The 15233-nt window shown below is 70.1% G+C and carries 11 protein-coding genes; 9 read left to right on the top strand and 2 right to left on the bottom strand.

The features are described from left to right. The 9 genes from ACZ4VW_RS27140 to ACZ4VW_RS27100 all read left to right on the top strand — a co-directional run. The coding region (locus ACZ4VW_RS27140) for a HAMP domain-containing protein (protein ID WP_467966802.1) at nucleotides 1-4245 on the top strand (4245 nt) is incomplete at its 5' end. A gap of 241 nt (nucleotides 4246-4486) precedes the next feature. Continuing rightward, the gene (locus ACZ4VW_RS27135) at nucleotides 4487-5164 is read left to right on the top strand and encodes a response regulator (RefSeq protein WP_355106001.1); all 678 of its coding nucleotides are present in this window, start codon (nucleotides 4487-4489) and stop codon (nucleotides 5162-5164) included. A 127-nt stretch (nucleotides 5165-5291) separates the two neighbouring features. Continuing rightward, nucleotides 5292-8105, top strand: coding sequence for a DNA translocase FtsK (locus ACZ4VW_RS27130; protein ID WP_467966799.1), 2814 nt, complete (start codon nucleotides 5292-5294; stop codon nucleotides 8103-8105). A 240-nt stretch (nucleotides 8106-8345) separates the two neighbouring features. Continuing rightward, nucleotides 8346-9176 carry a helix-turn-helix domain-containing protein gene (locus ACZ4VW_RS27125; RefSeq protein WP_467966797.1) on the top strand — a complete coding sequence of 277 codons (831 nt, stop codon included), beginning with the start codon at nucleotides 8346-8348 and terminating at the stop codon, nucleotides 9174-9176. 73 nt (nucleotides 9177-9249) lie between these two features. After that, nucleotides 9250-10743, top strand: a complete 1494-nt coding sequence (rimO, locus tag ACZ4VW_RS27120; RefSeq protein WP_467966795.1) for a 30S ribosomal protein S12 methylthiotransferase RimO — start codon at nucleotides 9250-9252, stop codon at nucleotides 10741-10743. Next, nucleotides 10740-11540, top strand: coding sequence for a CDP-diacylglycerol--glycerol-3-phosphate 3-phosphatidyltransferase (gene pgsA, locus ACZ4VW_RS27115; protein WP_467966793.1), 801 nt, complete (start codon nucleotides 10740-10742; stop codon nucleotides 11538-11540). Before rimO ends, pgsA begins: the two co-directional genes overlap by 4 nt. Then, a complete protein-coding gene (locus tag ACZ4VW_RS27110) occupies nucleotides 11537-12046 on the top strand; it encodes a CinA family protein (RefSeq protein ID WP_467966791.1) in 510 nt (169 codons plus the stop codon). The genes pgsA and ACZ4VW_RS27110 overlap by 4 nt, the downstream gene beginning before the upstream one ends. Nucleotides 12047-12155: 109 nt before the next feature. Next, entirely contained in the window at nucleotides 12156-12542 is a 387-nt protein-coding gene (locus ACZ4VW_RS27105) for a helix-turn-helix domain-containing protein (RefSeq protein ID WP_467966789.1), read from the top strand. 164 nt (nucleotides 12543-12706) lie between these two features. After that, the gene (locus ACZ4VW_RS27100) at nucleotides 12707-13177 is read left to right on the top strand and encodes a Dps family protein (RefSeq protein WP_467966787.1); all 471 of its coding nucleotides are present in this window, start codon (nucleotides 12707-12709) and stop codon (nucleotides 13175-13177) included. Nucleotides 13178-13597: 420 nt separating this feature from the next. Here the strand turns inward: ACZ4VW_RS27100 and ACZ4VW_RS27095 are convergent, their stop codons facing one another. Continuing rightward, nucleotides 13598-14362 carry an SDR family NAD(P)-dependent oxidoreductase gene (locus ACZ4VW_RS27095; protein WP_467966785.1) on the bottom strand — a complete coding sequence of 255 codons (765 nt, stop codon included), beginning with the start codon at nucleotides 14360-14362 and terminating at the stop codon, nucleotides 13598-13600. Nucleotides 14363-14394: 32 nt separating this feature from the next. Then, nucleotides 14395-15213 (bottom strand): Fpg/Nei family DNA glycosylase, encoded by an 819-nt coding sequence (locus ACZ4VW_RS27090; protein ID WP_467966783.1) that lies wholly within the window; start codon nucleotides 15211-15213, stop codon nucleotides 14395-14397. Nucleotides 15214-15233: the final 20 nt, after the last annotated feature.

Raw genomic sequence — 15233 nt, 5'->3', positions numbered from 1 at the left:
GTGACGACGGCGGTCGCCAACGGTGATCTGTCGCAGAAGGTCACCGTGGACGTGGCCGGCGAGATGCTGGAGCTGAAGAACACCGTCAACACGATGGTCGACCAGCTGTCCGCGTTCGGTTCCGAGGTGACCCGGGTGGCCCGGGAGGTCGGCGTCGAGGGTCTGCTCGGCGGTCAGGCGCAGGTTCCGGGTGCGGCGGGTACGTGGAAGGACCTGACCGATTCGGTGAACACGGCGTTCCGGAATCTGACCGGTCAGGTGCGGGACATCGCGCAGGTGACGACGGCGGTCGCCAACGGTGATCTGTCGCAGAAGGTCACCGTGGACGTGGCCGGCGAGATGCTGGAGCTGAAGAACACCGTCAACACGATGGTGTCGCAGCTCTCGTCCTTCGCCGATCAGGTGACGCGGATGGCCAGGGACGTGGGCACCGAGGGCCGTCTGGGCGGTCAGGCCCGTGTCGACGGCGTCTCCGGTACGTGGAAGGAGCTCACCGACTCCGTCAACTTCATGGCCGGCAACCTGACGTCCCAGGTGCGGCAGATCGCGCAGGTGACCACGGCCGTGGCGCGCGGTGACCTGTCGCAGAAGATCGACGTGGACGCGCGCGGCGAGATCCTGGAGCTGAAGAACACCATCAACACGATGGTCGACCAGCTGTCCGCGTTCGCGGAGCAGGTGACCCGGGTGGCCCGCGAGGTGGGTACCGACGGCCGGCTCGGCGGGCAGGCGCAGGTGCCGGGCGTCGCCGGTGTGTGGCGCGACCTGACCGACTCGGTGAACGGCATGGCCGGGAACCTCACCGCCCAGGTCCGTAACATCGCGCAGGTCGCCACCGCGGTGGCGCGCGGTGACCTGTCGCAGAAGATCGACGTGGACGCGCGCGGCGAGATCCTGGAGCTGAAGAACACCCTCAACACGATGGTCGACCAGCTCTCCAGTTTCGCGGAGCAGGTGACGCGGGTGGCCCGTGAGGTGGGTACGGAGGGCATCCTGGGCGGTCAGGCCGAGGTGCAGGGCGTCTCCGGCACCTGGAAGGACCTCACCCAGTCCGTGAACTTCATGGCGAACAACCTGACCAGTCAGGTGCGCAACATCGCCGAGGTCACCACGGCGGTCGCCAAGGGCGACCTGTCGAAGAAGATCACCGTCGACGCCAAGGGCGAGATCCTGGAGCTGGTGACGACCGTCAACACGATGGTCGACCAGCTGTCCAACTTCGCCGACGAGGTGACGCGAGTCGCCCGTGAGGTGGGTACGGAAGGCATCCTGGGCGGCCAGGCGCGGGTGCGCGGGGTCACCGGAATCTGGAAGGACCTGAGCGACAACGTCAACCTGATGGCCAACAACCTGACCAGTCAGGTGCGGAACATCTCCCGGGTCTCCTCGGCGGTCGCCAACGGTGACCTGACGAAGAAGGTCACGGTCGAGGCGCGCGGTGAGGTCGCGGAGCTGGCCGACACCGTCAACACGATGGTGACGACCCTGTCGTCGTTCGCCGACGAGGTGACGCGAGTCGCCCGTGAGGTGGGTACGGAAGGGGAGCTGGGCGGTCAGGCGCGCGTGCCGGGTGTCTCCGGCACCTGGAAGGACCTGACCGAGTCGGTGAACTCGATGGCGTCGAACCTCACCGGTCAGGTGCGCCAGATCGCCGCCGTCACGACCGCCATCGCCAAGGGCGATCTCACCAAGAAGATCGACATCGACGCGCGCGGTGAGATCCAGGAGCTGAAGAACACCATCAACACGATGGTCGACCAGCTGTCCTCGTTCGCCGAGGAGGTCACGCGCGTGGCCCGTGAGGTGGGTACGGAGGGCATCCTCGGCGGCCAGGCACGGGTCCGGGACGTCGACGGGACCTGGCGGGACCTGACCGAGTCCGTGAACGAGATGGCCGGGAACCTGACGCGGCAGGTGCGCGCCATCGCGGCCGTGGCGACCGCGGTGACCCGCGGCGACCTGAACCTGAAGATCGACGGCGTGGACGCGGCGGGCGAGATCCAGGCCCTCCAGGACAACATCAACACCATGATCGCCAACCTGCGGGACACCACCCTCGCCAACGAGGAGCAGGACTGGCTCAAGGGCAACCTCGCCCGGATCTCCGGCCTGATGCAGGGACGGCGCGATCTGGACGACGTCGCCTCGCTCATCATGAGCGAGCTGACCCCGGTCGTCTCGGCCCAGCACGGCGCCTTCTTCGTGGCGATGCCGACCGGCTCCTCGACCGGCAGCGCCGAACTCGGCGGGCAGGGTGAGGGCGCGTACGAGCTGCGGATGCGCGGCAGTTACGGATACTCCGCCGGGTCCATGCCCACCTCCTTCCGTCCCGGCGAGACGCTCATCGGGACGGCGGCCGAGGAGAAGCGGACGATCCAGGTCAATGTGCCGCCGGGCTATCTGAAGATCTCCTCCGGCCTCGGCGAGGCGGCCCCGGCGCATGTGATCGTGCTCCCCGTCCTCTTCGAGGGGAAGGTCCTCGGCGTGATCGAGCTGGCCTCCTTCCAGCCCTTCACCCAGATCCAGCGGGACTTCCTCAACCAGCTCGCCGAGCTGATCGCGACCACCGTCAACACCATCAGCGTCAACACCAAGACCGAGGTGCTGCTCAAGCAGTCGCAGGAGCTGACCGAGCAGCTGCGCGAGCGTTCCGCCGAGCTGGAGCACCGGCAGAAGGAGCTCCAGGGCTCCAACGCGGAGCTGGAGGAGAAGGCGGAGCTGCTGGCCCGTCAGAACCGCGACATCGAGGTGAAGAACACCGAGATCGAGGAGGCGCGGCAGGTCCTGGAGGAGCGGGCCGAGCAGCTCGCCGTCTCCATGCGGTACAAGTCCGAGTTCCTGGCCAACATGTCGCACGAGCTGCGCACCCCGCTCAACTCGCTGCTGATCCTGGCCAAGCTGCTCGCCGACAACGCGGACGCCAACCTCTCGCCCAAGCAGGTCGAGTTCGCCGAGACCATCCACGGCGCCGGATCCGACCTGCTGCAGCTCATCAACGACATCCTCGACCTGTCCAAGGTCGAGGCGGGCAAGATGGACGTCTCCCCGACCCGTATCGCGCTGGTCCAGCTCGTCGACTACGTCGAGGCGACCTTCCGGCCGCTGACCGCGGAGAAGGGGCTCGACTTCTCGGTCCGGGTCTCCCCGGAGCTGCCGGCGACGCTGCACACCGACGAGCAGCGGCTTCTGCAGGTGCTGCGCAACCTCCTGTCGAACGCGGTGAAGTTCACCGACACGGGCGCGGTGGAGCTGGTCATCCGGCCGGCCGGGACGGACGTGCCGCAGTCGATCCGCGAGCAGCTCCTGGAGGCCGGTTCGCTGCGCGACCCGGAGGCCGAGCTGATCGCGTTCTCGGTGACGGACACCGGCATCGGGATCGCGGCGGGCAAGATGCGGGTGATCTTCGAGGCGTTCAAGCAGGCCGACGGGACGACCAGCCGCAAGTACGGCGGTACGGGCCTGGGGCTCTCCATCAGCCGCGAGATCGCGCGGCTGCTCGGCGGTGAGATCTACGCGGCGAGCGAGCCGGGCCGCGGCTCGACGTTCACGCTCTACCTCCCGCTGAGCCCCAGCGAGCTGCCGCCGCACGGTTACGGCCCCGGGGAGCAGGGCTCGACGGACCCGCACACGGGTGCGGAGCAGGGCCAGGGCGAGGACGGTGCGCCGTTCGCGCCCAGCCCCATGGCTGCCGATCTGCGCTCCGGGGCGGGCGCGCTCTTCCGGCACCGGCGCAGGACGGCGCAGGCCGGCCTGGACGCGCGGCCGGCGCTGCCGGGCCAGCCGGGCAGGGCCGGTCAGGCCGAGCAGACGGCCGACGACAGGGCGGAGGCCGAGCCGCGCCGTACGTTCTCCTTCAGCGGCGAGAAGGTGCTGATCGTCGACGACGACATCCGGAACGTCTTCGCGCTCACCAGCGTCCTGGAGCAGCACGGTCTGGCGGTGCTGTACGCCGAGAACGGTCGCGAGGGCATCGAGGTGCTGGAGCAGCACGACGACGTGACGGTCGTGCTGATGGACATCATGATGCCCGAGATGGACGGATACGCGACGACGACCGCGATCCGGCGGATGCCCCAGTTCGCCGGGCTGCCGATCATCGCGCTCACGGCGAAGGCGATGAAGGGCGACCGGGAGAAGGCGATCGAGTCGGGGGCGTCCGACTACGTCACCAAGCCCGTCGACCCCGATCACCTGCTCTCCGTGATGGAGGAGTGGATGCGCGGAAACGGAACGGAGGGTTGTTGACGGACTGTCGCCGAGGGCGTGTGAGAGGGCGGTATTCGGGGAACCTTCTGGTCTCTCACCGCGTTTCTGCTACGTGCACAGTGACATCGCGGTGACAGGGTGTGGCGACAGGCGGGGTGCGGCTACCATGACCGGCACAAGGACGGACGGCGCATGGGAGTCGTCTTCTGGGGCGGCGCCCGGTGCTTCCCCCGACTCGGCGAGTCGGGGAGAGCCGATGCCGGGGCGAGGAGGACGGGGCATGGTGCAGAAGGCCAAGATCCTCCTGGTCGATGACCGGCCGGAGAATCTGCTGGCGCTGGAGGCCATTCTCTCCGCGCTCGATCAGACGCTGGTACGGGCATCGTCCGGGGAGGAAGCGCTCAAGGCGCTGCTGACCGACGACTTCGCGGTCATCCTTCTGGATGTCCAGATGCCTGGAATGGATGGATTCGAGACCGCGGCGCACATCAAGCGGCGTGAGCGGACCCGGGACATCCCGATCATCTTCCTCACCGCGATCAACCACGGACCGCACCACACCTTCCGTGGTTACGCCGCGGGCGCGGTCGACTACATCTCCAAGCCGTTCGACCCGTGGGTCCTGCGCGCCAAGGTGTCGGTCTTCGTCGAGCTGTACATGAAGAACTGTCAGCTGCGGGAGCAGGCCGCGCTGCTCCGGCTCCAGCTGGAGGGTGGCAGCGGTCAGGGCGGTCACGCCAGGGAGTCGGCCGGGCTGCTGGCCGAGCTCTCCGCCCGCCTCGCCGCGGTCGAGGAGCAGGCCGAGGCGCTGTCCAAGCAGCTCGACGACGACTCGGCCGATGCCGCCGCCGTCGCCACCGCCGCCCATCTGGAGCGCAAACTGACCGGGCTGCGGCGGGCCCTGGACGCGCTGGAGCCGGGTACAGGCGGCCCTTCCGTCCTCCCCTCGCAGAGCTGACGCATCGTCAACGCCCGGGTGCCGGCGGTGAGCGGGCGTCAGTTTCACGCCCCGGCAAGGGCGACACGAACGGGTGAGGCCGGACGCGCACGTGTCCGACGCCGCTCACACCGGTAACCTCAGCATCATGGCCTCACGTACGTCCGGCAAGGGTTCCCAGGGCACGGCGGGCACCGCGAAGCCGCGTGCCGGCCGTACGACGGGCGCCGCGAAGAAGGCGGCGCCCGCGAAGGCGCCCGTCAAGCCCCCCGCGAAGAAGACCGCGGCCAAGAAGGCCGCGCCCGCGAAGCGGGCCCCCGCCAGGAAGAGCGCGGCGAAGAAGGCCGCGGCACCCAGGCCCGCGCCGTCCCCGACCGGTGGTGTCTACCGGCTGGCCCGCGGCCTCTGGCTCGGCCTCGCGCACGGCGTGGGAGCGATGTTCCGGGGCATAGGACGGGGAGCCAAGGGCCTCGACCCGGCGCACCGCAAGGACGGCCTGGCGCTCTTGCTGCTCGGCGTCGCACTGATCGTCGCCGCCGGCACCTGGTCGCATCTGCGCGGGCCGGTCGGCGACCTCGTGGAGATGCTCGTCACCGGCGCCTTCGGCCGCCTGGATCTGCTCGTGCCGATGCTGGTGGGCGCGATCGGCATCCGGCTGATCCTCTATCCGGAGAAGCCGGAGGCCAACGGCCGGATCGTGATCGGCCTCTCCGCCCTCGTCATCGGCGTGCTCGGGCAGGTCCACATCGCCTGCGGCTCCCCGGGGCGCGACGCGGGCACCGAGGCCATGCAGGACGCCGGCGGGCTCATCGGCTGGGCCGCGTCCAAGCCGCTCGTCTTCATGATGGGCGAGGTCCTCGCCGTCCCCCTGCTGGTGCTGCTCACCCTCTTCGGGCTCCTCGTCGTCACCGCCACGCCCGTCAACGCCATCCCGCAGCGGCTGCGCGCCCTCGGCGCCAAGCTCGGCATCGTCGAGCCGGCGTACGACCCCGAGGCCGCCGAGGAGCTGTACGAGGAGGACTGGCGCGAGGCCGTCCCCCGGCCCGCCGCCCGTCCGCGCCGCGGTGCCCCCGCCTCCCGTGGACCCGGCGACGTGTACGACGTCGACCGCGCCGAGGAGGAGGCGCTCACCCGGCGCAGCCGCCCGCGGCGCCCCTCGGGGCAGCCGGCCTTCGACCGGCCCATGGACGCCGTGGACGTCGCCGCGGCGGCGGCCGCCGCCCTGGACGGTGCCGTGCTCAACGGGATGCCGCCCTCCCCGCTGGTCGCCGACCTGACCCGGGACGTCACCGCCGAGCGGGCCGCCGCCGTGGCCGCGGCCGCCGCGGAGGCCGCCGAGGCTCCGGAGGCCCCCTCGGCCGCCCCGGTGCCGACCGCCCGCGGGGAGAAGCCCGGACGCGTCTCCGGAGCCGTACCGGATCTGACCAAGCCGGCGCCCGAACACACCGAGCTGCCGCCGCGCGCGGAGCAGCTGCAGCTGTCCGGGGACATCACGTACGCCCTGCCCTCGCTCGACCTGCTGGAGCGCGGTGGCCCGGGCAAGACGCGCAGCGCGGCGAACGACGCCGTGGTCCACGCGCTCTCCAACGTCTTCAGCGAGTTCAAGGTCGACGCGGCCGTCACCGGCTTCACGCGTGGCCCGACGGTCACGCGGTACGAGGTCGAGCTCGGCCCGGCCGTGAAGGTCGAGAAGATCACGGCCCTGACGAAGAACATCGCGTACGCGGTGGCCTCCCCGGACGTGCGGATCATCTCGCCGATCCCCGGGAAGTCCGCGGTCGGCATCGAGATCCCGAACTCCGACCGGGAGATGGTCAACCTCGGCGACGTGCTGCGCCTGGCCGCCGCGGCCGAGGACGACCATCCGATGCTGGTCGCGCTCGGCAAGAACGTCGAGGGCGGCTACGAGATGGCCAACCTGGCGAAGATGCCGCACGTCCTGGTCGCCGGTGCCACAGGCTCCGGAAAGTCCTCGTGCATCAACTGCCTGATCACGTCGATCATGATAAGAGCGACCCCCGAGGACGTCCGGATGGTGCTCGTCGACCCCAAGCGGGTCGAGCTCACCGCGTACGAGGGCATCCCGCACCTGATCACGCCGATCATCACCAACCCGAAGCGGGCCGCCGAGGCCCTGCAGTGGGTCGTGCGCGAGATGGACCTGCGCTACGACGACCTGGCCGCCTTCGGCTTCCGGCACATCGACGACTTCAACGAGGCCATCCGCAGCGGCAAGGTCAAGCTGCCCGAGGGCAGTGAGCGCGAGCTCAAGACCTATCCGTACCTGCTGGTGATCGTGGACGAGCTGGCCGACCTGATGATGGTCGCGCCCCGGGACGTCGAGGACGCCATCGTCCGTATCACCCAGTTGGCGCGCGCCGCCGGCATTCATCTGGTGCTCGCCACGCAGCGGCCGTCCGTGGACGTCGTCACCGGTCTGATCAAGGCGAACGTGCCCTCACGGCTCGCCTTCGCGACCTCCTCGCTCGCCGACAGCCGCGTCATCCTCGATCAGCCCGGCGCCGAGAAGCTCATCGGAAAGGGTGACGGTCTGTTCCTTCCGATGGGGGCGAACAAGCCCGTCCGTATGCAGGGCGCCTTCGTCACCGAGGCCGAGGTCGCGGCCGTGGTCCAGCACTGCAAGGACCAGATGGCGCCGGTCTTCCGGGACGACGTCACCGTCGGTACGAAGCAGAAGAAGGAGATCGACGAGGAGATCGGTGACGACCTCGACCTGCTGTGCCAGGCCGCGGAGCTGGTCGTCTCGACCCAGTTCGGTTCGACCTCGATGCTCCAGCGCAAGCTGCGCGTCGGGTTCGCCAAGGCGGGCCGGCTGATGGACCTGATGGAGTCGCGGAACATCGTCGGGCCGAGCGAGGGCTCCAAGGCACGTGACGTGCTCGTCAAGCCGGATGAGCTGGACGGGGTACTGGCCGTCATCCGCGGGGAGTCCACGGAGTGAACCGCGGGGGAGACCGGGCCGTCCCCGGGAAGGTCGTACGAGAACGAGACCGGGTCGAGACTCACTCGTAAGGGAACGTGGGCAACCGTTTCCCTTGGGCATCCGTCAAGTTGGAGGGAGGGACGGAATGATGTCCCAGCCTCATGGCGTACAAACTGCGTCCGCCCGGTTGCCCCACCCTTTCGTACCACCCATAGACTGAACGTCCAGCAGGTGGTTACACGCTCGAAAGGCGCTCTCGTGTCCATCGGCAACTCCCCCGAATCCCCCGAAGACGACCGGAACTTCCCGGCAGATGACCGGGATTCGATCGGTCGTGCCCTCCAGCAGGCCCGGATCGCCGCCGGTCTCACCGTTGACGAGGTCAGTGCCTCCACACGCGTCCGCATCCCGATCGTGCACGCGATCGAGGAGGACGACTTCTCGCGCTGTGGCGGCGACGTCTACGCCCGCGGCCACATCCGTACGCTCGCCCGCGCGGTGGGACTCGATCCCACGTCGCTGGTCGAGCAGTACGACGCCGAGCACGGCGGTCGGCCCGCGCCCACCCCCGCCGCACCCCTCTTCGAGGCGGAACGTATCCGCCCCGAGCCGCGCCGGCCCAACTGGACCGCCGCCATGGTGGCCGCCATCGTGGCGGTCGTCGGCTTCGTCGGCTTCACGATGTTCAACGGGACCGACCCGACGACCAGCAGCGGCGCGGTGGCCGAGGGCCCGGCCCCCGAGAAGAAGACCACCACTCCCACCACCAAGCCGACCAGGACCACCAAGCCGGCGCCCACCGGAAGCGCCATCGCGGCGGTCCCGAAGGACAAGGTCACGGTCAAGCTGACCGCGGTCGACGACAAGAGCTGGATCTCGGCCAAGGCGAGCGACGGCAAGCTGCTCTTCGACGGGCTCCTCCTCAAGGGCGAGTCCAAGACCTTCCAGGACGACGAGCGTGTCGATCTGATCCTCGGCAACGCCGGCCCGATCGAGCTCTACGTCAACGGCAAGAAGATCGAGGACAAGTTCGAGTCCGGTGCCGTGGAGCGGCTCTCCTACACCAAGGGAGACCCCCAGGCCGGCTGACGTTCCCGGCGGCCGTCGCGCAGGTGAACCCTGCGCGGCGGGGGCACGGCCAGGACGAAGTAGTCTTGAGTCCATGCCCGAACGCCGTACCGTCGCCCTTGTCACTCTTGGCTGCGCCCGTAACGAGGTGGACTCGGAGGAGCTCGCAGGCCGCTTGGCAGCGGACGGCTGGGAGCTCGTCGAGAACGCCGAGGACGCCGATGTCGCCGTCGTCAACACCTGTGGATTCGTCGAGGCCGCCAAGAAGGACTCCGTCGACGCCCTCCTCGAAGCCAATGATCTGAAGGATCACGGCAGGACCCAGGCCGTCGTCGCGGTCGGCTGCATGGCCGAGCGGTACGGCAAGGAGCTCGCCGAGGCCCTGCCCGAAGCCGACGGTGTGCTCGGCTTCGACGACTACTCCGACATCTCCAACCGCCTGCAGACCATCCTCAGCGGCGGCAGTGTCGAGGCCCACACCCCGCGCGACCGGCGCAAGCTGCTGCCGCTGTCGCCGGTGGAGCGCCAGCAGGCCGCCGCGGCGGTCGCCCTCCCGGGCCACGGCGCCGTGGACGAGCTGGAGAGCGCCGACCTCACGGATCTTCCGGAGGGGCTCGCCCCGGCCTCCGGCCCGCGCGCCCCGCTGCGCCGACGGCTGGACCGCAGCCCCGTCGCCTCCGTGAAGCTCGCCTCCGGCTGCGACCGCCGCTGTACCTTCTGCGCCATCCCGTCCTTCCGCGGCTCCTTCGTCTCGCGGCGTCCCTCCGACGTCCTGAACGAGACGCGCTGGCTCGCCGAGCAGGGTGTGAAGGAGGTCATGCTCGTCTCCGAGAACAACACCTCCTACGGCAAGGACCTGGGCGACATCCGCCTCCTGGAGAGCCTGCTGCCCGACCTCGCGGCCGTCGACGGCATCGAGCGGGTCCGGGTCAGCTACCTCCAGCCCGCCGAGATGCGGCCCGGCCTCATCGACGTCCTGACGTCGACCGAGAAGGTCGCCCCGTACTTCGACCTGTCCTTCCAGCACAGCGCCCCGGACGTCCTGCGGGCCATGCGCCGCTTCGGCGACACCGACCGCTTCCTGGAGCTCCTGGACACCATCCGCGGCAAGGCCCCTGCGGCCGGCGCCCGGTCCAACTTCATCGTCGGCTTCCCCGGCGAGACCGAGGCGGACTTCGCCGAGCTGGAACGCTTCATCACCCACGCGCGCCTCGACGCCATCGGCGTCTTCGGTTACTCCGACGAGGACGGCACGGAAGCCGCCACGTACGAGCACAAGCTCGACCAGGAGGTCGTCGACGAGCGGCTCGCCCACCTCTCGCGGCTCGCCGAGGAGCTCACCGCCCAACGTGCGGAGGAGCGGATCGGCGAGACCCTGGAAGTACTCGTCGAATCCGTCGACGAGGAGGACGGCGTAATCGGCCGTGCCGCCCACCAGGCTCCCGAGACGGACGGCCAGGTCCTCATCACCACGGACTCGGCCACGAGCCGTGATCTCGCTCCCGGCCGTATGGTCGTGGCGAAGGTCGTGGGCACGGAAGGCGTCGACCTGGTGGCCGAGTGTCTTTTCGAGGAGGCGGGCAGATGACCGGAGTGCCGGCATCCGCGACGGGCGGGACCGGTAGGCCCACGCCCGGCGGCAAGCTGGGCACTGCGGCCGTCGATCAGGCCGGCCTCTGGAACATCGCGAACATCCTCACCATGATCCGCCTGGTGCTCGTGCCCGGCTTCGTGGTGCTGCTGCTCCAGGACGGCGGGCACGACCCGGCCTGGCGCGCGTGGGCCTGGGCCGCTTTCGCCGTCGCCATGATCACGGACGTCTTCGACGGTCACCTGGCGCGGGCGTACAACCTGGTCACGGATTTCGGGAAGATCGCCGACCCGATCGCCGACAAGGCGATCATGGCCGCCGGACTGATCAGTCTGTCGGCGCTCGGGGATCTGCCCTGGTGGGTGACGGCCGTGATCCTGGCGCGCGAGCTGGGGATCACGCTGATGCGGTTCTGGGTGATCCGGCACGGGGTCATTCCGGCCAGCCGCGGCGGCAAGATCAAGACGCTGGCGCAGGGGACCGCGGTCGGCATGTACGTGCTGATGCTCACCGGTCCACTCGCCACCTTGCGCTTCTGGGTGATGACGGTGGCCGTCGTGCTGACGGTCGTCACCGCCCTGGACTACGTGCGCGAGGCCGTCGTCCTGCGGCGCCGGGGGCTGGCGGCGGAACGGGCCGCGCAGGCGGCCGCGGGTCCGGAAGCCGGCGAGGCCGACCGGACCGGTGACGCGTCCGGCGGTGCCGGCGAATCCGTGCCGGGGCCCGCCACGGGGGCTGACGGCGAGACGCCCGGGGCTTCCGCGAAGGGCCCGGCTGCGGGGTCGGCACGATGAACGAAGCCGCCCGGGCCATGGAACTGCTCGCGGAGCGTGGTCACACGGTGGCCGCCGCAGAGTCCCTCACGGGCGGTCTGGTGGCCGTGGAGCTCACCGCGGCACCAGGAGCGTCGAAGAGCTTCCGCGGGTCCGTCACGGCGTACGCAACGTCCCTCAAGCACGAACTTCTCGAGGTCGACGAGACCCTTCTGGCGGAGCGCGGGGCGGTCGATCCCGAGGTCGCGCTGCAGATGGCGGCGGGTGTGCGGCTGCGGCTGGGCGCCGACTGGGGTGTCGCGACGACCGGCGTCGCCGGTCCCGACCCGCAGGACGGACAGCCCGTCGGAACGGTGTACGTGGCCGTGGCGGGGCCCGTCGGAGCCGGGAAAGTGGCCGCATTGCGGTTGAACGGCGGCCGTGCGGAAATCCGTAGGGAGAGCGTACGGAGCGTGCTGGAACTGCTCGTCGACGAACTCTCGGGAAATGCGCGGGCACAGGATACGGAACAGAACGGGGGGAATTGATGTTTGCAGCCCTGAGTGAACACGACATCGCTCCCCGCACGGCCGCAGCGCGAGGCGGTACGGTGGGGCGTGAAGGATGCGGCTACGCGGTCCGAGGAGGGAGCCACCGATGATTCTGCTCCGTCGCCTGCTGGGTGACGTGCTGCGTCGGCAGCGCCAGCGCCAGGGCCGTACTCTGCGCGAAGTCTCCTCGTCCGCCCGAGTTTCGCTCGGCTATCTCTCCGAGGTGGAGCGGGGGCAGAAGGAGGCTTCCTCCGAGCTGCTCTCCGCGATCTGCGACGCGCTGGACGTACGGATGTCCGAGCTCATGCGTGAAGTGAGCGACGAACTGTCACTGGCCGAACTGGCCGAGTCGGCAGCGGCGAGCGAACCGGTGCCCGCACCGGTACGTCGTCCGATGCTCAATTCGGTGTCGGTGACGTCGGTGGCCGGTGTGTCCACCGAGCGGGTGACCATCAAGGCGCCCGCGGAAGCGGTCGACGTCGTCGCTGCCTGAACCGAAGTGGGCGAACGCCCCGGTTGGTGTCCTGTACGGGCCCCGGCCGGGGCGTTCGTCGTTCTCCCGGCCTTTTCGGGCGTGCTCCGCGCACGCGTTTGAGATGTCCGATTCGGGTGATGCGTGCCATGGTGGGAGAACGTTCGACTGGTTGGAGAACACGCATGTCCGTCGTGAAGAGTTCGCTGTCCGAAGCCGACCTGAAGACGGTCGGCAACGCACTGCAGGGCGCGTTGGTCGACCTCGTGGACCTCGCGCTCGTCGCGAAGCAGGTGCACTGGAACGTCGTCGGCCCACGGTTCCGTTCCGTCCACCTCCAGCTCGACGACGTCGTGGCCAGCGCGCGGCAGCATTCGGACGTCGTGGCCGAGCGGGCCTCGGCGGTGGGCGTCAACCCGGACGGCCGAGCCGCCTCGGTGGCCTCCGGAAGTGCGATCGGTGACGTACCGACGGGCTGGATCAAGGACGTGGACGCCGTGAAGATCATGGTGGACGCCCTGGGAGCGGTCATCGCCCGGATGCGGGAGCGGATCGAGGTCACGGACGAGCCGGATCCGGTCACCCAGGACATCATCATCGGCCTGACGGCCGACCTCGAGAAGCACGCCTGGATGTTCCAGGCCGAGAGCGCCTAGGCGTGGCGCGGATGCTGCCGGTGCCGCCGATACCGCGGGCGTCGTGCCCGTGGTGTCCGGCACGCGCCGGGTCTGCTTCCCGTGCGCCCTCCCGCCGCGTCATACGCCCGGTCTAGCGTCGACCGGAGGAGGCGGCCATGGTACGGCGACGGGTCCCGCCGGTGACGCTCGCGTGGATCGCGGGTGCGCTGGCGGTCGGCGGGCTGTGGTGGTGGGCTGTGCTGCGTCTGGTGCTGGTCCCCGGGCAGTCGGGGCTGGTGGAGGGGGCGGTCGCGGCCGGCGGCTGGGGGTTGAGCCTGCTCCCCGTGCACGTGACGGCGTCCGCCGCGGGCCGCCGCAGGGCGGGGGTCGCCTCGGGTCGACGCAGGGCGGGGGTCGCCTCGGGCCGCCGCAGGGCGGGGGTCGCCTCGGGCCCGCGCTTCACCAGGGCATCGCTACGCCGCCGTTGGGGCGGAGGATCTGACCCGTCGTGAAGGACGAGGCGTCCGAGGCGAGGTGGAGGACGGCATGTGCGACGTCCTCCGGCTCGCCCACCCGGCCCAGGGGAGAATGACGGACCATGGCCGCCTCCGCCTGCTGCTGAGCGGCCGACTCGTGACGGTCGGTCATCGGGGTGCGGATCCACCCGGGGGCGATCGCGTTGACGCGGATGCCGTGCGGTCCGACCTCGGTGGCCAGCGTCTTGGTCAGCTGCACGACGGCGGCCTTGGTGACGCTGTAGCAGAGCAGGCCCGGGCTCGCGGTGTCCATCGCGCCCGAGGCCATCGTGACGATGGAGCCGCGGATGCCGGTCGCGATCATCGAACGCGCCGCTTCCTGGCAGGCGTAAAGAACTCCCTTGAAGTTGACCGCGAGCAGGCGGTCCAGGTCCTCCTCTCGCGTCTCCAGCACGGTGCTCGTGTGCATGATCCCGGCGACGGCCGCCATCGTGTGCAGCTCGCCGGCGCTCGCGACGGCGGCGGCGAGGGCGGCGCGGTCGGTGACATCGAGGGTGTGCGTGTGCGCGGTGCCGCCCCGCTTCTCGACGAGAGCGGCGGTCTCGCGCAGGCCGGGCCCGTCGCGGTCCGCGCAGTGAACGGTGGCGCCCGCCTCCGCGAGGAGGGCGGCGGTCGCACGGCCGATCCCGCTCGCCGCGCCGGTGACGAACGCGGTGCGGCCGGTGAGGTCGTACGCCGTGAGGGCCATGACCGGACCGTACGACGGTATCTGACGGTCCGTCAATTGATCCGGGCGGATTCTCCGGAGGCGCCGCCGAAGGGGCCCTTCTGGCAGCCGGGGCACCAGTAGGAGATGCGGTCGCCGAGTTCGGCCTTGCGGATGGGGGCACCGCAGCGCAGACAGGGGCGGTGCTCACGGCCGTAGACGTAGAGAGAGTGCCCGAGCTGCCGGGGCGTGGTCGTGCGGCGGTCGGAACGTTCCTTGTTCGCGTCGAGGAGGCGGTGGGCGGTGGCGACGAGCCGCTCGGGGACACCGGGCGCCAGTTCGCCGACGGGGAGCCACGGACTGACCGCGGCGAGGAAGGCCAGCTCCGACTTGTAGACATTGCCGATGCCCGCGAGATTCCGCTGGTCCAGGAGGGCCTCGCCGAGCGGGCGGGCGGGGTCGGCGGTGAGCCTGCGGACCGCTTCGGCCGAGTCCCAGTCCGGGCCGAGCAGATCGGGGCCGAGGTGGCCCACGACGCCCTGCTCGTCGGCGGTGCGGATCAGTTCGAGGACCGGGAGGCGGTAGCCCACGGCGGTCTGCTCCGCGTTGCCGAGGATCGCCCGGATCTGGTGGGCGGGGCCGCCGCGCCAGCGCTCACCGGTGGCGTACACCTGCCACGAGCCGTCCATCCGCAGATGGGAGTGGAGGGTCAGCCCGCCGTCGAACCGGGTGAGCAGGTGCTTCCCCCGGGACGTCACGTCCAGGACGGCGCGACCGGTCAGATCCGCGGTGGCGAATCGGGGCACGCGCAGGTCCGACCGGGTCAGCACACGTCCGGCGAGCGCGGAGTGCAGGCGGCGGGCGGCCCGCCAGACGGTGTCTCCTTCGGGCATGACTCCATGATGCGCGACCG

It is taken from the genome of Streptomyces sp. NPDC029139, assembly GCF_055564335.1.
This window is presented reverse-complemented; position numbering and strand designations above follow the sequence as displayed.

Coding starts and splice junctions, on each gene's coding strand:
- ACZ4VW_RS27135 (WP_355106001.1), top strand. CDS start 4,487: ATGGTGCAGAAGGCCAAGATCCTCCTGGTCGATGACCGGCCGGAGAAT.
- ACZ4VW_RS27130 (WP_467966799.1), top strand. CDS start 5,292: ATGGCCTCACGTACGTCCGGCAAGGGTTCCCAGGGCACGGCGGGCACC.
- rimO (WP_467966795.1), top strand. CDS start 9,250: ATGCCCGAACGCCGTACCGTCGCCCTTGTCACTCTTGGCTGCGCCCGT.
- pgsA (WP_467966793.1), top strand. CDS start 10,740: ATGACCGGAGTGCCGGCATCCGCGACGGGCGGGACCGGTAGGCCCACG.
- ACZ4VW_RS27110 (WP_467966791.1), top strand. CDS start 11,537: ATGAACGAAGCCGCCCGGGCCATGGAACTGCTCGCGGAGCGTGGTCAC.
- ACZ4VW_RS27105 (WP_467966789.1), top strand. CDS start 12,156: ATGATTCTGCTCCGTCGCCTGCTGGGTGACGTGCTGCGTCGGCAGCGC.
- ACZ4VW_RS27100 (WP_467966787.1), top strand. CDS start 12,707: ATGTCCGTCGTGAAGAGTTCGCTGTCCGAAGCCGACCTGAAGACGGTC.
- ACZ4VW_RS27095 (WP_467966785.1), bottom strand. CDS start 14,362: ATGGCCCTCACGGCGTACGACCTCACCGGCCGCACCGCGTTCGTCACC.
- ACZ4VW_RS27090 (WP_467966783.1), bottom strand. CDS start 15,213: ATGCCCGAAGGAGACACCGTCTGGCGGGCCGCCCGCCGCCTGCACTCC.